This is a genomic window from Virgibacillus sp. AGTR (assembly GCF_016919725.2).
Classification (GTDB): domain Bacteria; phylum Bacillota; class Bacilli; order Bacillales; family Amphibacillaceae; genus Virgibacillus; species Virgibacillus salarius.
Window position 1 is genome coordinate 15873 of sequence record NZ_JAJERH010000016.1, and the last position, 19718, is coordinate 35590.

The window sequence follows — 19718 nt, forward strand, 5'->3', positions numbered from 1 at the left end:
TATGGCACTATGTGGAAGTATTGCTTAAGAAGAATATTAGGTATGATTCCAATGTTGTTCCTTATCTCCATTGTGGTATTTACCCTGGCAAAAATGATGCCAGGGGATGCCCTCTCTGGAGAAATAGATCCGCTTAATACAGATCCAGTTTATATTGAAGATATGAGAGAAAAGCTTGGGTATAATGATCCGTATCATATCCAATATGGTCGTTGGATTTCTGATTTTATTCAGGGTGACTTTGGTCGTTCAGTACGTTATAAAATGCCGGTATCAGATTTAATAGGTGAAAAATTAGAAAATACTATTTTTTTAGGAATAAGCGCATTAATTATTACGTATTTCCTATCCTTTACGATGGGGATTTTCGCTGGTAGGAAACCTTATACAATAGGTGATCATATTATTGGTGCTGCTAATTATTTTGGAATGGCAATTCCATCGTTTGTTGCCGGAGTGTTTGCTATTTATTTCTTTTCTTTTCATTTAGGTATATTTCCTTCCAATGGTTCTGTTGACATAACCTTACAAAATGGAACAATGGAATACTGGCTTAGTAAACTACATCATGTTATTTTACCTGCACTCGTTTTAGGATTATTGAGTACTGCGAGCTATACACAATTTTTACGAAATGACATTATTGAAAATAGCCGAAAGGATTTTGTACGGACCGCGCGTGCTAAGGGAACAAGTAATAGAAAAATCTATCATGTACATATTTTGAGGAATTCTATTATTCCGCTCATCACGTTTTTAGGTTTTGATATTGTTTCCTTAGTTAGTGGTGCTATCATAACCGAAACTATTTTTACCTATCCTGGAATAGGACAACTATTTGTACAATCTGTTCAAACGAATGACTATGCGGTATTAATGGCATTAACAATGATGTTTTCATGTTTAGTTTTAGTTGGTAATTTAGTAGCAGATATTCTATATGGAGTCGTCGATCCAAGAATTCGATTAGATTAGGAGGGGGAGTTTGTCATGATCAATTCTCCAAAGCATTTGAAATATAGTAAGAAAATGTCACCATGGGCAATGGCAAGAAAGAAATTTATGAAAAATAAACTTGCTATGGTAAGCACATGCTTCTTATTGTTTGTGATTGTTATTTCTTTTCTTGCACCTTATATAACTACTACGGATATAACTAGAGTTAATATTGGTGAAACTTCGTTACCACCCTCCTCCGATCACTGGTTAGGTACTGATAAGAGTGGAAGAGATGTATACACACGTTTACTTTACGGTGGAAGGGTTTCTTTAATGGTAGGCATATCCGTTACTTTCATTGTTATAAGTTTTGGTTCTTTAATTGGATCTATTGCAGGCTACTTCGGTGGTGTCGTTGATAACCTACTTATGCGCTTTACAGATTTTGTCCTGAATTTTCCTTTTCTAGTATTCGTTATTGTATTAAATGCAATATTATTTGGTACAGTTTCTGGCGTATGGGTGTTAATTATTGTTATTAGCCTTCTAAGCTGGGGAGGAACAGCAAGAATTGTGCGAAGTAAAATTCTTGCTGAGAAAGAAAATGAATATATTATAGCAGCTCAATCAATCGGAACTTCATCTGCAAAGGTTATCATTCGACATTTATTACCAAATGTTATTTCGGCAATCATTGTGCAAGCAACATTATTATTTGCAGGCATGATTGCCGTTGAGGCTGCCTTGAGCTACTTAAATTTTGGAGTGCCACAAACAGTTCCTAGCTGGGGGAATATGCTTTCATCAGCTAATGAACCAGATGTACTACAAGGAAAACCATGGATTTGGATCCCACCTGCACTTGCGTTAATAGTTACGATTTTATCCATTAATTTTATTGGAGAAGGATTAAAGGACGCACTAAATCCAAAGTCCACGAGGTGATTGTTTTTCTTGAGAAAAACTTATCCATAACGGAAGTTTTGTAATTGTCAATTATGAATTTGCATATAATGGCTAGGTAAATGTAAAGCATCAAGAGAGGGGGACATCATTTTGTGTGGAATTACAGGTTATATCGATTGGCAAAAAGACGTTAGAGAAGATAGCGAAATGCTTAAGAATATGACGGAAACATTGTCATTCCGTGGACCAGATGAGTCAAACATATGGTTGGATCAGCACGTTGCCTTTGGACATAAGCGGCTTTCCGTTGTTGACCTCATAGGGGGGAAACAGCCGATGCAAAAAACTAAAGATAACTATTCTTACACAATTGTTTATAATGGCGAGTTATATAATACGGAGGAATTACGGCAGGAATTACGGAAAAAAGGATATGTGTTCCGTACGATGTCCGATACGGAGGTTTTGCTTACAGCTTATATCGAATGGGAAGAAGCTTGTGTTGATTACTTGAATGGAATTTATGCTTTTGGCATATGGGATGGAAAAAAGGAACAGTTATACATGGCAAGAGATCGACTTGGGGTTAAGCCATTGTTTTTTTATGAATCCGAAGGTCAGTTTATTTTTGGTTCAGAGTTAAAAGCGATACTAGCACATAACGATGTGAAATCAGAGGTTGATCTATCAGGTTTGGCGGAAGTTTTTGGATTAGGTCCATCTCGAACACCTGGGCATGGCATATTTAAAAATATGAAGGAATTACGTTCCGCGCATGCGCTTACCTTCTCAACGAATGGTTTAAACATATGGAGATACTGGAATGTAAAAAGTCAAGAACATACAGATTCTATTGAAGAAACGACACAGAAGGTAAGGGAATTATTTGTTGATGCGGTAGAACGACAGCTTGTTGCAGATGTACCTGTATCCACGTTTTTATCTGGTGGTCTAGACTCAAGTGCAATTACCGCTATTGCTTCGAACTATTTTACAAAGCAAGGAAAAGCACCGTTAACAACGTTTTCTATTGATTATGAAGGAAATGCAGACTATTTTGAAGCAAGTAAATTTCAACCTGCGATGGATCAGCCGTGGATCGATAAAATGGCGGCTACGTTTAAAACAGACCATCATGATGAGGTGATTTCTGGCCGAGAACTTGCTGATCATCTCAAGGAGTCTGTTTATTTACGTGATCAGCCGGGGATGGCAGATATTGACTCCTCCATGCTATGGTTTTGTAGGCGAATAAAGAAGCGTACAACGGTAAGTCTTTCTGGAGAATGTGCGGATGAAATTTTTGGTGGGTATCCTTGGTTCCATGATCCGACTACAGCCAGTGGAGCAGGGTTTCCATGGATGCGTTCATTAGATTCACGTATTGACCTCCTCCATCCTGAGTGGCAAGAAAAATTAAATCTAAAGGATTATGTTTTCCAACAATATCAGGAAACGATTGAAGAAACACCTCGATTGGACGGTGAATCAGAAATTGATGCACGTAGAAGAGAGTTATTCTATTTAAATATGCATTGGTTTATGGCACAACTCCTCGATCGTAAGGATCGAATGAGCATGGGAGCAAGTTTAGAAGTTCGTGTACCCTATGCAGACCATAAATTAGTAGAATATGTATGGAATATTCCATGGGATATGAAAATGCTTGAAGGAAGAGAAAAAGGTATTCTTAGGAAGGCAATGGAAGGGATTCTTCCTGATGAAGTGCTATACCGAAAGAAAAGTCCGTATCCTAAAACGTTTCAACCAGAATATACGAAGGCAGTAAAAGCCTGGATGGAGCAAATATTATCAGATAAAGATGCCCGTTTATTTGAATTTTTAAATCGTGATAAAGTAGAAGCTATTTTACAAAGCGAAGGGCGTGAATTCAAGGACCCGTGGTATGGTCAATTAATGAAAGGACCACAATTAATCGCTCATCTTTGTCAAATTGATTATTGGTTGCGAACATACGATATAACGGTAAGTGAATAAGTAATAGAGATATAAGGCTTTGTTAATGGAAAACAGCTTTCTAGAGACTGGGACAAAAGAATTTTTAGCAATGTAAAACCCAAACCTTATCTGAAATATTTTAGATAGGTTTGGGTTATTATTTTGGAGATAGGTAGTTCATTCATCGCTTAGTCAACATGCTTCGCTTTCCGCGGGCACGTCTGGGCACATCTTCAGGTCGAACTTTTTGCCGTAGGATAAAGAAAGCTTCGGCAACGATACATCATACGCAGAAAAAGCGTTCTTCTTTTTCAAGGAGTCTACGTATTTTGGCTGCGCTTCGTATTAACAATTATTTTATTAAATTAGAGGCTTTGCTACTGTGGTTAACGCTTTTTCTATTAGGAACCAAAACTTTGCCTTATAGGATCTTCCATTATTCGTGCCATCGAATGGTTTCCCCAATTTATTTACTTTCTCTTCAAGTCAAGTTCAGCTTGTTGTCTAGTTAAAGTCAATCAAGCCAATTGTCAAACATTATCCTTGTTTCTCTATGGATAGAATTTCATCTTTACCTGCGGAAACAAATCGTGATTCCATTTGCGAAATTCGCTGCATATCAGCGGTATTCGTAATAATAATTGGAGTAATGGCACTTGCGGCTTTTTCTTTAATTAAGTCGACATCAAAGGAAATTAATTTCTCTCCTAATTGCACGTTATCTCCTTCTTTGACAAAAACCTTAAAGCCTTCTCCTTTTAAGCTAACAGTCTCAAGACCTATATGTATGAGGATTTCTATATTATTCACGCTTTTAAGACCAATTGCATGTTTAGTAGGAAAAACCTGTATAACCTTCGCATCCACTGGTGAAACTAATATCCCGTTACTTGGCTTAATAGCGACACCATCTCCCATCATCTTCTCAGAAAATACAGGATCTGGAACATCTGCTAACTTTATTAAATTACCATCAGTTGGAGCAACTAATTTCAATTGGCTACTCCTACTATTAAAAAGTTTTTGAAACATATAATTCCCTACCTTCTATAAAAATTCAACCACAAAATTAGCTAACTTTTTTGAAAAAGCTGTCTGTAAGCGGTAAAAAACACTTGATAAAAATAGTTTACACAATTAAAATTAAAATGTAAATTATTTTCATATCAAAGAAATGAGGTGGATCGTATGAAGAATGCTTTTTTTGAAAAGGCACAACGGTTTGGTAAGTCATTCATGCTACCAATTGCCGTTCTTCCAGCTGCTGGGCTGCTACTTGGAATAGGTGGGGCATTTAGTAATCCTGCAACCATTCAAGCATATCCAATTCTTAATCATGCATGGCTACAAGCAATTTTTACAATTATGAGCTCTGCTGGAAATATAGTTTTTGCCAACTTAGCATTAATTTTTGCGGTAGGGGTAGCTATTGGACTGGCTAGATCTGATAAAGGTACAGCTGGCCTAGCTGCAGTATTAGGTTATTTAGTAATGAATGCAACGATTAACGCAATGTTAACGATTACTGGAAAGCTAGCTGAGGAAAACCTTGCAGAAGTAGGGCAAGGAATGGTGCTTGGTATTCAATCATTGGAAACGGGTGTATTTGGTGGTGTAATTTTAGGCTTGATGACGTATTGGTTGCATCAAAAATATAATAAGGTAGAATTACCAAAATTTCTCGGATTTTTTGGAGGATCACGATTTATTCCAATTATCACTGCATTTATGTCAATTATATTAGGTGTCATCTTATTTTATGGTTGGCCAGTTATCCAATCAGGAATTTTCTCTCTCGGTGGACTTGTAGAAGTAACAGGATATATAGGTACATTTATATACGGATTCATTCTTAGACTACTTGGACCTTTTGGGTTACACCATATATTTTACATTCCATTTTGGACAACGAGTTTAGGTGGATCAATGGTTATAGATGGTTCACTGGTAGAAGGAACACAGCGGATTTTCTTTGCACAGCTCGCACAACCGGATGTCGAACAATTTTTTATTGGAACAGCTCGATTTATGGCTGGTAGACATATTACTATGATGTTTGGACTTATTGGAGCATGTTTAGCAATTTATCATACTGCAAAACCGAAGAACAAGAAGAAAGTCCTTGGTCTAATGCTATCAGCGGGGTTAACTTCTTTCTTAACCGGTATAACCGAACCGATAGAATTTTCATTTTTATTTATAGCTCCAGTTTTATATGTTATCCATGCGTTTTTTGATGGACTAGCATTTATGCTAGCACATATTTTTGAAATAACGATTGGCCAAACATTCTCGGGAGGTTTTATTGATTTCCTATTATTTGGAGTGCTGCAAGGAAATGAAAAAACAAACTGGATTATCGTTCCTATCATTGGTATAGTTTGGTTCTTCCTATATTACTTTACGTTTAAGTTTATGATTAAAAAATTTAATTATAAAACAACTGGACGTGAAGATGAAAATACAGAAACACAGACTTATACAAAAAGTGAAAGAGCAGAGGCTATTATTTCAGGATTAGGTGGCGAAGCAAATATTAAAGATGTAGATAATTGTGCTACTCGCTTAAGAGTTAGTGTATTTAAAGCGGATTTAGTGAAGAAAGACGACTTAATGAAAACTGGTGCCAAAGGTGTCGTAGCTAGCGGAAATGGTGTGCAAGTTATTTATGGCCCTGAAGTATCCACCATTAAAAATCAAGTAGAAGAAGCGTTAGGAGAAATTGAGTAATGAATGTTTTAAACCAACTAGAAAAACAATTAATTGTATCATGTCAAGCTTTAGAGGAAGAGCCACTTCATTCTTCAAAAATCATGGGAAAGATGGCTATCGCTGCTCTAGAAGGAGGTGCTAAAGGGATACGTGCTAATTCCGTAGCGGATATCTTAGAAATTAAAAGTCTGGTAGACCTTCCAGTTATAGGGATTATTAAGCAGGAGTATGCAGATAGTAACGTCTATATTACTCCTACACGAAAGGAAGCAGAGGCATTATTGGCAGCGGGAGTAGACATTATTGCAATGGATGCAACAAATCGTAAAAGACCAAAGAATGAAAAGCTAGCTGATATTATACAACTGGTGAAGTCTCAATCTGCAAATGTAACTCTCATGGCAGATATTTCTACAGTTGCAGAGGCAATTCAAGCTGAAAAGCTAGGATTCGATTGTATATCGACAACACTAGTAGGGTATACCGAGGCCACTCAAGGAGCGAATATTGCCGATGATAATTTTGCGTTATTAAAGCAAATGATTCGGTCAGTTTCAATCCCTGTAATTGCTGAAGGAAAGGTCGATACGCCATTGAAGGCGGTAAAAGCATTGGAAAATGGCGCCCATTTTGTTGTGGTGGGAAGTGCGATTACAAGGCCACAAATAATTACCAAGACTTTCACAGATGCTTTAAAAAAAGGTTAATCAAGACATAGGACCGGTAATCACCGGCCCTATATTTTTTTATACTCATTTAAGGCATGTAATGTTAAGTCATGTTTTTCTTGTGCATCTTCTTTATGTAAGAGAAGTAGCATGCTTAATATATCTAATGAGAGTAGAATGGATAGTTGGCTATTCATAAAACCAATTTCCTGATATGTTTTTAAGTTTGAAGTATATAATATAAGGTCGGAACTGTTTGCTAATTTTGTTTTGGAAAAATTTGTAACAGCTATAATTTTTGCATTGTTTTTTTGGGCGAGCTTTACACCATCAATAACTTCCTGCGTTTTTCCTGAACTGGAAATCGCAATGACTAGATCCTCACTTGTAAGAATAGAAGCATTAATAATCATATCATGTGAGTCCGTGTGTGTATCTACTGTAAAACCCATTCTCGCCAGCCGAAGCTTTAATTCCTGTGCTGATAATCCTGAGCTCCCTAGTCCATAGATATGGATAGCTTTTGAAGAAACAATCCAATCACAAGCCGTTTCATACTTCTGTATAGATGTAAGAGAGTTTGTAGATTTAATGACGGAGTGATAAATTTGATCTACTTTCTCAACCGCATTATGAGTTTCTAAAGTTTCCTCTACGGCGTCTCTAAGTAAGATTTTAAATTCAACAAAGCTAGTTGCACCTATTTTTTTACAAAAACGGGTAATAGTAGCGATGGACACATTGATTCTATCGGCTAATTCCTGTATATGTATATTTAATAATGTTTCACTATGGTGTATTATATAATCAGCTATTTTCTTTTCTGTTTTACTTAGTGTTTGGTACTTTAGTTGAATTTCATCTAAAATTGACCTCATTTTCTACCTCCAGCATTTTTCCCCACTTCTAATATATACTAATTTTATTATATAGAAGAAATAAATAAATGAAAATATAACAATGCTTGGGAAAGGTGTTTTTCGATATTCCTCCCGTAAAAAGAGTGGCTGTAATTATTTGGAGAGAGGATAATAATCCATGCTTGGCGAATAGTATTACATAAAGGAAGGTGGTTAATAGTGGAAGAAAGAATACCTAAAGAACAACCAATGAAAAGAAAAAAAAGAAATAAGAAGAAAATTGTCTTATTTAGTTTTAGTGTGCTATTAATAGTGAGTATATTTTTATTTTTGTTTGTAAACGCATACATAAATCGGTCATTGGCTCTGGTGGAGGGGAAGATTGAGTTGCCAATGCTGAAAAAGGATGTTCTTGTACGTACGGATGATAACGGAGTTCCGCATATTCAAGCTGCTAATGAGCATGATTTATACATGGCACAGGGTTATGTACAAGCACAGCATCGTTTATTCCAAATGGAGATGTCGAGAAGACAAGCATCTGGTACATTAAGTGAAGTAGCTGGAGAGTCAGCAATAGATCATGATAAATATTTTCGTACTTTAGGTCTGCGAAGAGCAGCTACTAAGTCTTATGATGTATATAGTACTGAGGCCAAGCAGGTACTTGATGCATTTGCTGCTGGGGTCAACGCGTATTTGACAGAAGCGATAGAAACGAACAGTTTGCCTATTGAATTTACATTAATGGGCTTTAAACCGGAAAAATGGACGCCGATAGATTCACTTACAATAGGTAAATATATGGCTTTTGACTTAGGAGGACATTGGGAGCGGCAAGCGTTTAATTATTATTTATTACAGAATTATAATAAAGAAGAAGCATATGAATTATTTCCAAGCTATCCATCTGGAAAACCAGTTATTATGAATGAACAACCTGTTTCTGTTATCGATAGTTTCGAGAATGCAATTATACCTCATGCGTTTAATGGTAGTAATAATTGGGTTGTAAGCGGTGAAAAAACAGAATCAGGATTACCATTATTAGCTGATGATCCTCATTTAGGATTAGCAACACCGTCTATTTGGTTGCAAATGCATTTAGAAACGGAAAGTCAGAATGTTAGTGGCGTCATTTTTGCTGGTGTACCCGGTATCATATTAGGTCATAACGATCAGATTGCATGGGGGGTTACTAATACAGGTCCAGATGTCCAACAACTATATCTTGAAAAAAGAAACCCTGAAGATACTACAGAATTTTTATATGAGGAGGAATGGGAGCAAGCTAAAATTATTGATGAACCAATTAAAGTAAAAGATGGTGAAACGATCGATTATCAAGTAATTGAAACAAGGCATGGTCCAGTAGTTTCAGAGTTTGCTAAAGATAGTGGAAAAGATAACGTATTATCATTAAAATGGACTGCTTTAGAGCCTACGACAGAATTAGAAGCAATCCTTGAAATAAACCGTGCAAATGATTGGAAATCCTTTGAACAGGGCTTAGAAAAATTTCTTGTTCCAGCTCAGAATTTTGTGTTTGCCTCAACGGATGGAACAATAGCTTATAAAGCAAATGGTAATATACCAATTTATCAGAATGGCAATGATGCTTTATTACCTCTACCTGGATGGAAGGAATCTTATGAATGGAAGGGCTATATTCCATTTGATGAGCTTCCAATTATGATCAACCCCAAAAAGGGCTATATAGCAACAGCTAATAATAAAATAACTACAGATGACTATCCGTATCATATTAGTAATGTGTGGGCACAACCTTATCGTTATGAACGAATTGCAGAAGTACTAGATGCTAGTCATTCACTGACAGTGGAAGATATGAAAGGGCTGCAAATGGATGATATGAATTTGCAAGCAAAAGAATTTTTACCTCTTTTTTTAGAGGCTTTAAACCAATTAGAATTAACTACGCAAGAGGAAAAAGCTTTAGAAATACTTCGTAATTGGGATTATCAGGATGATTCTACTGCCGCACAACCGCTACTATTTCATTATTGGATGGATAAAATCGAAGCAATCATTTATCAGGATATTCCTGAAGAAATGATGGATTTGTTTGGCTCACGTGGCCAAACGACTGATCAATTGCTTAGAAAAGCTTTACATGGTGAGTCTACTTTTTGGATTGATGAACAAGGTGGAATGGAGCGTTTATTACAAGAATCCTTACGTAAAACGTTGAAAAAATTAAATGAGGATTATGGAAGTGATATGAAAAATTGGCAGTGGGGAGATTATCATCAAGTACAATTTGTTCATCCATTATCAGGAATTCATCCCGTCTTAGAATTTTTCTTTAATAATCAAGATCCTGTCCCTGTGGATGGAAGTGCAGTAACTCCAATGGCAGCTAGTTATGAAGAAAACGGCCTAGTTGATCATGGAGCATCATGGAGATTTGTCATCGATATGGCATCCCCGAAATCCGGGTATCATATTGTTGGCCCTGGACAATCTGGACATTTCAAAAGCGATTGGTATCATGATCAGGTGGATGACTGGGTGACAGGAAATTATCACAAAACGCAGTTAGATGATGTAAAAGGTAAAACACTAATACTGCAGTCGGTCAAAAATGACTGAGTTTTATAAACATAATTCGATAAAATAGGACAAATTTATTACCCGGGAAATAAATAAGAATTACTGTGATCAATACGATAAAATGTAAACGCAATAAAGTGAAACTTCAATCAGTGGAGAGGTGATGATCCCTCACTGATTGTTAGTACCACAAGGGTATGATTTAAAGGCCCTAGAACCAACTGGACCTTCACTGCCAGTTGTATACGGGATAAAGCTATATGGTAAATGGGTAATATTACCATGAATTGGTTAACTGGAGAAACCACAGTATATTCAGAGACAATTTTAAAATGTTGTTGACAGCGTTTCCATACTAAAGTAGAATAAAACTACAAGTTAATTATGTGGCGGAGAATAGGAGATCCACACTTTAATTGCAACTTCCTTGGGGAAAGTATGTCTATTAAAGTGTGGATCTTTTCGTGTCAATTGCTTTCTTTTATTTCTCAATCTGCATACCATGTGGTTTAGCTATTGATGAATTGCTAGTTATTTTGATGGGAGAGGTTGAATCAGCATCAGTTGGCCAAATCTTCGGTTTTCCATGATTAACTTATAGAATAATAGAATAAGGGGTGTTATACATGTCTGAATTTTTAGCAGAACTTATTGGAACAATGATATTAATTATCTTTGGTGGCGGTGTTGTTGGAGGCGTTGTTCTAAAACAAACCAAAGCTGAAGGTGCTGGCTGGGTAGTCATTACGATCGGCTGGGGACTTGCTGTAGCAATGGGGGTATACGCAGTTGGTAACTTTTCCGGAGCACATATTAACCCAGCAGTTACATTAGGATTTGCTGCGATTGGCGAATTTCCATGGTCCAAGGTTCCTTTGTATATAACGGCACAGATGATTGGAGCAATTATTGGAGCAGTAATTGTATTTTTAAATTATTTACCACATTGGAAAGAAACAAAAGATCAAGGTGCTAAGTTAGGTGTTTTTGCTACTGACCCTGCCATACGTAGTCCTTTTTCTAACTTGTTAAGTGAAATTGTTGGTACTTTTGTTCTTGTAATGGGACTTTTATTTATAGGTGCAAACGAATTCACAGAAGGCTTAAACCCTATTATTGTTGGCGCTTTAATTATTGCTATCGGTATGTCGCTTGGTGGAGCAACTGGATATGCAATTAATCCTGCGCGTGATTTAGGTCCAAGAATTGCACACGCTTTACTTCCTATACCAGGCAAAGGTGGATCTGACTGGGGATATTCCTGGATTCCAGTGCTTGGCCCAATTATCGGTGGAATTTATGGTGCGTTATTCTACAATGCTTTCTTCACAGGTAGTTTCTCGACTGGTTTTTGGATTATGAGTGTAATGATGGCTGTCATCATAATAGGTGCAGTTAGTGCGGAATTAAAGAAAAAGGAAACGCTTGCTGATAAAATGGAAAATAAAGCTATATAGGAGGAATGGATGATGAATAACCAATTTATTTTATCTATTGATCAAGGTACTACAAGTTCTCGAGCGATTATTTTTAACCACAAAGGAGAAATTGTCCAGACAGCGCAAAAAGAGTTTGAACAATTCTTTCCACAGCCTGGTTGGGTTGAACATGATGCCAATGAAATTTGGACCTCCGTTCTAGCTTGTATTGCAGAGGTATTACGCAAGGCTGATCTAGAACCAAATCAAATTGCTGGTATTGGTATTACAAATCAACGGGAAACAACGGTAGTATGGGATAGAAATACGGGGAAACCAGTATACAAAGCGATTGTCTGGCAGTCTAGACAAACGGAGGCTATTTGTAAAGAGCTAAGAGAAGCTGGCTACAATGAACTATTTAGAGAGAAGACAGGATTGCTGCTTGACCCTTATTTCTCTGGTACGAAGGTTAAATGGATTTTGGATAATGTGGAAGGTGCAAGAGAAAAAGCAGACAACGGTGACTTAATGTTTGGCACAATAGATAGTTGGCTAGTATACCGTCTGTCTGGTGGTAAAACGCATATTACTGATTATTCCAATGCTTCTCGAACATTAATGTTTAATATTTACGATTTAAAATGGGATGACGAGTTATTAGATATACTAACTATTCCGAAAAGCATGCTACCAGAAGTAAAACAATCCTCAGAGGTTTATGCTCATACGGTTTCTTATCATTTCTTTGGAGAAGAAGTACCAATTGCCGGTATTGCTGGGGACCAACAAGCAGCGTTATTTGGGCAAGCTTGCTTTGAGAAGGGTATGGCGAAAAATACTTATGGTACTGGATGTTTTATGTTAATGAATACAGGTGAAGAAGGAGTTGCCTCTGAGCATGGATTATTAACAACACTCGCATGGGGAGTCGATGGTAAAGTTGAATATGCATTAGAAGGAAGTATTTTCGTAGCAGGCTCTGCTATCCAATGGTTACGAGATGGCTTAAGATTAATAGAAACTGCTCCAGAAAGTGAGAGCTATGCAACAAAAGTAGAGGGCACAGATGGTGTATACATGGTACCTGCGTTTGTCGGTTTAGGCACACCGTATTGGGATAGTGAGGCAAGAGGTGCTGTATTTGGACTTACCCGTGGTACAACAAAGGGTCACTTTATCCGGGCTACACTAGAATCATTAGCATATCAAACAAAAGATGTTTTAAATGCAATGATTGCGGATTCAAAAATAGATCTAAAGACATTACGTGTGGACGGTGGTGCAGTCAAAAATAATTTCTTAATGCAATTTCAAAGTGACATCATCGGTGTCCCTGTAGAGAGACCAGTTGTTCAAGAAACAACTGCTTTAGGATCTGCATATCTAGCTGGGTTAGCCGTTGGTTACTGGAAGGATAAGGATGAAATTGCAAAACAGTGGAATATAGAGAAAACATTTACGGATAATATGGAGGAAGAGAAGCGTAAAGCTCTATATGGCGGCTGGAAGAAAGCTGTTGAAGCAACTCGAGCATTTAAATAAAGCTTTAGCAAGAAAGGGGTCATGACTATCTAAGGATAAGAATGGCCCTTTTTTATAAAAAATTTCTAAGAAATAGTATTTATTTGTGTGATTAGGCTATAAACAGGGTATTTTTATAATAAGAAGATGAAAGGGGTAGTAAAATGAAAAAAATTATTAACGATCCAGATCAAGTTGTTCAAGATATGGTGAATGGGTATATTGCTGCTTACCCTGAGAAAGTTAGGTTAATACCTAATACGTTAGTGTTAGCAAGAAAGGAAGCGCCAATTAAAGGTAAAGTAGGATTAGTAAGTGGTGGTGGTAGTGGACATGAGCCTGCTCATGCAGGATATGTTGGAAAAGGTATGCTTGATGCAGCAGTTGCTGGTGAAGTATTTACTTCACCAACTCCAGATCAAGTGCTCGAAGCGATAAAAGCTGTAGATGGAGGTGAAGGGGTTTTTTTAATCATTAAAAACTATACGGGTGATGTATTAAACTTTGAAATGGCTGCAGAAATGGCTGAAGCTGAAGGTATCCAAGTCGAAAAGGTAATTGTTAATGACGATGTTGCAGTTGAAGATAGCTCCTTCACTACTGGTCGAAGAGGGATAGCTGGGACAGTATTGGTTCACAAAATAGCTGGAGCTAAGGCAGAAAGCGGTGGATCACTGAAGGAAATCAAGCAAGTAGCGGACAAGGTTGTAGCAAATGTACGCTCGATGGGAATGGCACTCACCTCATGTACAGTACCAGCTGCTGGAAAGCCAAGCTTTACATTGAAAGAGGATGAGATGGAGATTGGGATCGGAATTCATGGAGAACCGGGAATTGAGAGGAAGCCAATTACTTCTGCTGATGAAATTGCAACAGAATTAACAAATAGAATTCTCGAAGATATCGAAATATCAAAAGGAAATAATATTGCTGTAATGATTAATGGTTTAGGAGCTACTCCAGAAATGGAATTGTATATAGTAAACGAGAAAGTTCAGGGAATACTTCATGATAATGGCATTCATGTATATCGAACATTTGTCGGAGAATATATGACATCATTGGAGATGGCTGGTATTTCCATAACTTTATTGAAATTAGATGATGAACTAAAGACATTATTAGATGCTGGATCAGAAGCACCCGCTTTTCGCAGCTAGGAGGGATTTAATATGGAATTGGATGTATCACGTACTATAAAATGGATAAAACTTGCAAATGAAAAAATACAAATGAATAAAGATTACTTAACTACACTGGATCAACCTATTGGCGATGGTGACCATGGAATTAATATGGCTAGAGGATTTCAAGCTGTGGTAACTAAGTTGGATGAAGAGGATTATCAAGAGGTATCTGACGTTTTAAAGGATGTAGCGATGACCATCATGTCAAAGGTAGGTGGTGCATCTGGTCCTTTATTTGCAACAGTCTTCTTGAAATTAACGAATGCTTTAAAGGGTGAACAAATTATTAATCAGAAGCAGTTTGCAATAGGATTAAATGAAGCTGTTAGTGGATTAAAGCAACGTGGTAAAGCAACAGAGGGAGAGAAAACAATGGTTGATGTATGGTCCCCCATTGCTGATTTATTTCAGACAAATGAGGAAGTCGATCATTCTTCCATTTTACAGACTGCAAGCAATGCTTTAGAAAAAGTAAAAGATATGATGGCCACAAAAGGACGGGCCTCCTATTTTAAAGAAAAGTCGATTGGACATTTGGATCCAGGAGCTGTGTCATCATACTATATTTTTGAAGCATTGGCTGAAGTATGGAAAGGAGCATCTAAGTAATGGCTTATGTAGGTATTGTACTTATTTCCCATAGCTCAAAAATCGCTGAAGGAGCAAAGGAGCTTATCCGACAAGTAATAAAGGACGTACCAATTGAAACAGCTGGAGGTACAGAGGATTTAGAGATTGGAACAAGTATAGAAAAGATTAATGCTGCCATTGAGCAAGCTAATCAAGGTAATGGTGTGTTGTTATTTTATGATTTAGGTAGTGCAAAGATGAACGCTGAAATGGCAATCGAAATGACAGATCTTAAAGCGATAAAGTTAGTAGAAGCTCCTATTGTAGAAGGTGCTTATGTAGCAGCAGTAGAAGCTGGTATGGGCAAAAATTTAGAAGATGTATACGACTCGGTAATACAAGCTTTCGAACATAAATAGAAAAAACCCTTTACGGTTTGAAATACTCCGTAAAGGGTTTTTTCAATCTGGTGTTAGTATATAACTTGGATTATCAGCAAAGTAGAGGAAACTATTGCTATGCTGTCTGTTATACTTGAAAGTACAAGGCATGATGGGAGGATTTATATGATTACGGTAAATGATATTTACAATGCGAGAGAAACTATTACAGATACAATAAATAATACGCCCATTTTAGAATCTACACAGCTATCTTCTATCTGTAAGAATCAAATGTTTTTTAAAGCTGAGCACCTACAACAAACAGGGTCTTTTAAGATTAGAGGTGCCACGAACAAGGTTAAACGTGCGGCTCAAGAAGGGTCATCATTTGTTACGGCAGCATCATCAGGAAATCACGGCCAGGCAGTAGCCTATATTGCAAATCAGTTAGGAATACCAGCTACGATTGTCGTTCCTGAGGATGCTAATGAAAGTAAGGTAAATGCAATTCGTTCATATAAGGGGAAAATTGAAAAATGTGGAATGACTTCCTCTGAACGGCTTCCACGTGCAGTGGAAGTCGCAAAAGAAAATAATGGTATGATTATTCCTCCTTATGATGATCCATTAATCATTGCTGGCCAAGGTACAGTTGGATTAGAGATATTAGAACAAATAGATCATGTTGACGTTGTCGTAGTACCAATTGGTGGTGGTGGATTAATTTCCGGGATACTAACTGCTATTAAAGAAACGAAGCCATCGATTAAAGTTATTGGAGTGGAGCCTGAAACTGCTAAAGATACTTTTATTTCCTTACAGGAAGGAAAAATAACGAGTATACCACCAACGATAACAATAGCGGATGGCTTACGTACAACGCACCCAGGAACCCTTACCTTCCCCATTGTGAAGCGATTTATAGATGATATTGTTCTTGTAAGTGAAGTACAAATTAAACAGGCGATGACCTTTGTTTTACAGCGTATGAAGCAGTTGATCGAGCCTTCTAGTGCTGTAACGGTTGCAGCAGCTATGTTTGATAAACTTGGTGTCTATGATAAAAATGTGGTCTGTGTATTATCTGGAGGGAATGTTGACATCCAGCTGTTGAATGCATTCATTGTCCAGTAGTCACCTATATATGTATAGATAAAAATCTATTTATCCATCGATTTCTTCGTCGTAAAAGGATCGATGGATGTTTTTAATCTATTATCCAATTCCTCCATAAATTAATAAATCTATCCATTCTTTTATGTTACAATAATTTGATATTTTTAATTATTTGTACCGTCTGTTAATATAAAAATTACGTTTCTCTACCACTTCGATTGATTCCGCATATAATTTTGCAGTAAGTCCCCACTCCGGCAATAAAGTGAACCGTTCTGGAATGAGTGGGGGCGACTGCAATAAATGTCCGATTGGTTCGAGGGCCTTTAGGTCATACCCTTAGTGGTACTAACCATCCGTGGGGCTAAACAAAAACCCCCAACTGATTGAAGTTTCACTTTTATTATTTGCAATTATTTATGCTCTTCCTAAAGGCAGCTAATAGTACTATCCCATTCATTCCGTTGTGTTCTGTGTTTAAGGAGGGGAGATATGCTTCGTGTTTCATTACAAACAAAGATACTTGTCCTAATCTGTGGATTAATTATTTGTATAACTATACTACTGACTGGGATAAATGCTTATTTTGAATCGCAAGATATTGAAAAACAAATAGGGGAAAGAGCTTTAAATGTAGCTATTACATTTTCTCATATGCCTTCGGTAAGGAGTGCTTTTGATGAGGCACATCCAGAAAAAACGATTCAACCAATTGCTGAGGAGGTTCGAGAATACATTGGTGCAGAATTTATTGTAGTAGGAAATAAGGATAGTATACGTGTAGCTCATCCTGATACAAAGAAAATCGGAAAACATATGGTTGGGGGAGATAATGATAGAGCATTAAAACATGGTGAATATTATACATCAAAAGCTGTAGGAAGCCTAGGCTATTCGTTACGTGGAAAAGCGCCTATTTTTAATAAAGATGGTGACATAATTGGGATCGTTTCTGTTGGGTTTATGGTTGAAGATATTAAGTCGATTGTTTTCAATAAATTATTAAAACTAGGTGGAGTATCGTTATTGGTATTGTTGGCTGGTATCGTTGGTGGGGTCTTATTAGCAAGAAATATTAGAAAGGATACGTTTGGTCTGGAACCATATGAGATAGCAACTCTTTATCGTGATCGGAATGCCATCCTCTCTTCGATAAAGGAGGGGATTATTGCAATTGATCAAACTGGTAGAATTAATTTAATGAATGAGTCTGCGCAAAGAATTTTAGGAATTAATAATAACAAAGCGAATCAAAAAATAGAGGATGTTTTTCCAAATACAAAAATGTACGATGTACTTCAATCGGGAAACGTAATAAAAGATGAAGAAATAGCTTTAAATAATCGACAGGTTATTGTTAACCGTAAGCCAATCATAGAAAATGAACAAGTAGTAGGCGTAGTATCAAGCTTTAGGGATAAAACAGAGCTAAATGAAATGATAAATACATTGTCCGAAGTTAGGCAGTATTCCGAAGATTTACGTGCCCAAACACATGAGTACACCAATAAACTATATGTGCTTTCAGGGTTATTGCAATTACAACATTATAAAGAGGCTATTGAGTTAATTCAAAAAGAATCAAAGATACATGCGGATCAAAATAAAATTTTGCTTGATCAAATAAAAGATCAAACCGTCCAAGCTATCTTGTTAGGAAAAATAGGAAAGGCGTCAGAAAAAAAGATTGCGCTTACAATTGATCCGAATAGCTACTTACAGCCATTGCCGAAGCAAATGGATATGGCAAAATTAATTACAATTGTTGGTAACTTAATTGATAATGCTATGGAAGCAGTTGAACAACAAAATGTTAAAGAGGTTGTAATTTTTGCAACTGATATAGGTCAAGATATTGTATTTGAAATTGCCGATAGTGGCGAAGGCATCAATGATATGGAGGTTCAGCAAATTTTTCAACAAGGCTATTCTACAAAAGGAATGAAGGATCGCGGTTATGGATTAGCTATTGTTAAGGATACAGTAGAAGAACTTCAGGGAACTGTTGAAGTACATAATCAAAAACACAAAGGAGCAGTGTTTTCTGTTTTTATTCCTAAACAGACAAAAAGTGATTAGCAGAGGGGGGATGGAATGATACGTGTCATTATTGCAGAGGACGATTATCGAATTGCAAATATTCATGAAAAGTTTTTAGAGACAATCTCAGGTATAGAGGTTGTTGGAAAAGCGTTAAACGGAGAGCAAACACTGGATATGGTTAGCAAAACTGCAACTGATTTAATATTACTAGATATTTATATGCCTGATATGTTAGGTAGTGATATTATGCTAGAAATTCGTCATCGTAATCCTAACATTGATTTTATTATGATATCTGCAGCAACGGAGACAAAGATTGTTGGTAATGTCATACGCAATGGAATCTTTGACTATATCATTAAACCAGTTAAAATGGAACGGTTTATAGAAACTATCAAACGCTATAAAAATATGAAACAACAATTAGCAGCAAAAAATGAGGTAGATCAGTCATTTTTAGATGATTATTTTGGACAGAAGCTAAGTACTAGAGAACCAACACCAAAAGGAATAGACCCATTAACGCTTGAAAAGGTTGAAGGAATATTACATCAAGTAAATACTGGTATTACTGCTGAGGAAATGGGTTCTAAAGTTGGCGCCTCACGAACAACAGCAAGGAGATATTTGGAGTATTTAATATCCATTAATAAGGTTACGGCTGAATTAGAGTATGGTATCGTAGGAAGACCAGAGCGAAGATATCATTTAAAGTAGGAATTATGATGAAGGCTAGGCTCCGATAATTGATAATCTAAGGAAGCAGCAATGCACAAAGAATGAACTAATCATATAGTGTAACATGTTAGTTGTATAACACTGCTGGAAGTATGATGGAAGCAATCCCCATATGTATACG

The 19718-nt window shown here is 36.8% G+C and carries 16 protein-coding genes; 14 read left to right on the forward strand and 2 right to left on the reverse strand.

All coding sequences use genetic code 11. The annotated features are described in order from the left end of the window. Positions 1-9: 9 nt before the first annotated feature. The 3 genes from opp4B (at position 10) to asnB (ending at position 3843) form a co-directional block, all read left to right on the forward strand. Positions 10-975, forward strand: coding sequence for an oligopeptide ABC transporter permease (opp4B, locus tag JUJ52_RS08350; RefSeq protein WP_121605750.1), 966 nt, complete (start codon positions 10-12; stop codon positions 973-975). A 15-nt stretch (positions 976-990) separates the two neighbouring features. Beyond that, a complete protein-coding gene (opp4C, locus tag JUJ52_RS08355; RefSeq protein WP_026680098.1) occupies positions 991-1884 on the forward strand; it encodes an oligopeptide ABC transporter permease in 894 nt (297 codons plus the stop codon). A 111-nt stretch (positions 1885-1995) separates the two neighbouring features. After that, complete coding sequence (asnB, locus tag JUJ52_RS08360) at positions 1996-3843, forward strand: asparagine synthase (glutamine-hydrolyzing) (protein ID WP_205388860.1); 1848 nt, start codon at positions 1996-1998, stop codon at positions 3841-3843. A 498-nt stretch (positions 3844-4341) separates the two neighbouring features. On the opposite strand, the gene JUJ52_RS08365 is transcribed toward asnB, so the two are convergent. Continuing rightward, a complete protein-coding gene (locus JUJ52_RS08365; protein ID WP_308036020.1) occupies positions 4342-4800 on the reverse strand; it encodes a PTS sugar transporter subunit IIA in 459 nt (152 codons plus the stop codon). Positions 4801-4992: 192 nt separating this feature from the next. Between JUJ52_RS08365 and JUJ52_RS08370 the strand changes: the two genes are divergently transcribed. Next, positions 4993-6534: a PTS transporter subunit EIIC gene (locus JUJ52_RS08370; protein WP_205388859.1), complete on the forward strand. Its 1542-nt coding sequence runs from the start codon at positions 4993-4995 to the stop codon at positions 6532-6534. Further along, positions 6534-7223, forward strand: coding sequence for an N-acetylmannosamine-6-phosphate 2-epimerase (locus tag JUJ52_RS08375; protein WP_026680094.1), 690 nt, complete (start codon positions 6534-6536; stop codon positions 7221-7223). Before JUJ52_RS08370 ends, JUJ52_RS08375 begins: the two co-directional genes overlap by 1 nt. Positions 7224-7252: 29 nt before the next feature. Here the strand turns inward: JUJ52_RS08375 and JUJ52_RS08380 are convergent, their stop codons facing one another. Then, complete coding sequence (locus JUJ52_RS08380; protein WP_026680093.1) at positions 7253-8062, reverse strand: MurR/RpiR family transcriptional regulator; 810 nt, start codon at positions 8060-8062, stop codon at positions 7253-7255. A gap of 231 nt (positions 8063-8293) precedes the next feature. Here JUJ52_RS08380 and JUJ52_RS08385 point away from each other — a divergent pair, with 231 nt between their 5' ends. From JUJ52_RS08385 to JUJ52_RS08425, 9 genes are all read left to right on the forward strand, one after another. Next, positions 8294-10657, forward strand: coding sequence for a penicillin acylase family protein (locus JUJ52_RS08385; protein ID WP_121605949.1), 2364 nt, complete (start codon positions 8294-8296; stop codon positions 10655-10657). Positions 10658-11244: 587 nt separating this feature from the next. Next, a complete protein-coding gene (locus tag JUJ52_RS08390) occupies positions 11245-12075 on the forward strand; it encodes an MIP/aquaporin family protein (protein ID WP_026680091.1) in 831 nt (276 codons plus the stop codon). 12 nt (positions 12076-12087) lie between these two features. Continuing rightward, complete coding sequence (glpK, locus tag JUJ52_RS08395; protein WP_121605747.1) at positions 12088-13581, forward strand: glycerol kinase GlpK; 1494 nt, start codon at positions 12088-12090, stop codon at positions 13579-13581. Positions 13582-13724: 143 nt separating this feature from the next. Continuing rightward, the gene (gene dhaK / locus JUJ52_RS08400; protein WP_166530518.1) at positions 13725-14720 is read left to right on the forward strand and encodes a dihydroxyacetone kinase subunit DhaK; all 996 of its coding nucleotides are present in this window, start codon (positions 13725-13727) and stop codon (positions 14718-14720) included. Positions 14721-14732: 12 nt separating this feature from the next. Next, entirely contained in the window at positions 14733-15356 is a 624-nt protein-coding gene (gene dhaL / locus JUJ52_RS08405) for a dihydroxyacetone kinase subunit DhaL (RefSeq protein ID WP_121605745.1), read from the forward strand. Next, positions 15356-15736, forward strand: a complete 381-nt coding sequence (gene dhaM, locus JUJ52_RS08410; protein ID WP_026680087.1) for a dihydroxyacetone kinase phosphoryl donor subunit DhaM — start codon at positions 15356-15358, stop codon at positions 15734-15736. The genes dhaL and dhaM overlap by 1 nt, the downstream gene beginning before the upstream one ends. A gap of 147 nt (positions 15737-15883) precedes the next feature. Beyond that, positions 15884-16834 (forward strand): threonine ammonia-lyase, encoded by a 951-nt coding sequence (locus tag JUJ52_RS08415; protein ID WP_121605744.1) that lies wholly within the window; start codon positions 15884-15886, stop codon positions 16832-16834. A 474-nt stretch (positions 16835-17308) separates the two neighbouring features. Beyond that, positions 17309-18895: an ATP-binding protein gene (locus JUJ52_RS08420; protein WP_121605743.1), complete on the forward strand. Its 1587-nt coding sequence runs from the start codon at positions 17309-17311 to the stop codon at positions 18893-18895. 15 nt (positions 18896-18910) lie between these two features. Further along, positions 18911-19576, forward strand: coding sequence for a response regulator (locus JUJ52_RS08425; RefSeq protein ID WP_205388858.1), 666 nt, complete (start codon positions 18911-18913; stop codon positions 19574-19576). The last annotated feature ends 142 nt before the right edge of the window (positions 19577-19718 follow it).

Bases quoted from the DNA above. Each gene is read 5' to 3' on its own strand.
- JUJ52_RS08390 (WP_026680091.1), top strand. From the start codon at position 11,245: ATGTCTGAATTTTTAGCAGAACTTATTGGAACAATGATATTAATTATC.
- dhaK (WP_166530518.1), top strand. From the start codon at position 13,725: ATGAAAAAAATTATTAACGATCCAGATCAAGTTGTTCAAGATATGGTG.
- JUJ52_RS08385 (WP_121605949.1), top strand. From the start codon at position 8,294: ATGAAAAGAAAAAAAAGAAATAAGAAGAAAATTGTCTTATTTAGTTTT.
- JUJ52_RS08415 (WP_121605744.1), top strand. From the start codon at position 15,884: ATGATTACGGTAAATGATATTTACAATGCGAGAGAAACTATTACAGAT.
- opp4B (WP_121605750.1), top strand. From the start codon at position 10: ATGTGGAAGTATTGCTTAAGAAGAATATTAGGTATGATTCCAATGTTG.
- glpK (WP_121605747.1), top strand. From the start codon at position 12,088: ATGAATAACCAATTTATTTTATCTATTGATCAAGGTACTACAAGTTCT.
- JUJ52_RS08420 (WP_121605743.1), top strand. From the start codon at position 17,309: ATGCTTCGTGTTTCATTACAAACAAAGATACTTGTCCTAATCTGTGGA.
- JUJ52_RS08370 (WP_205388859.1), top strand. From the start codon at position 4,993: ATGAAGAATGCTTTTTTTGAAAAGGCACAACGGTTTGGTAAGTCATTC.
- dhaM (WP_026680087.1), top strand. From the start codon at position 15,356: ATGGCTTATGTAGGTATTGTACTTATTTCCCATAGCTCAAAAATCGCT.
- opp4C (WP_026680098.1), top strand. From the start codon at position 991: ATGATCAATTCTCCAAAGCATTTGAAATATAGTAAGAAAATGTCACCA.
- JUJ52_RS08380 (WP_026680093.1), bottom strand. From the start codon at position 8,062: ATGAGGTCAATTTTAGATGAAATTCAACTAAAGTACCAAACACTAAGT.
- dhaL (WP_121605745.1), top strand. From the start codon at position 14,733: ATGGAATTGGATGTATCACGTACTATAAAATGGATAAAACTTGCAAAT.
- JUJ52_RS08375 (WP_026680094.1), top strand. From the start codon at position 6,534: ATGAATGTTTTAAACCAACTAGAAAAACAATTAATTGTATCATGTCAA.
- JUJ52_RS08425 (WP_205388858.1), top strand. From the start codon at position 18,911: ATGATACGTGTCATTATTGCAGAGGACGATTATCGAATTGCAAATATT.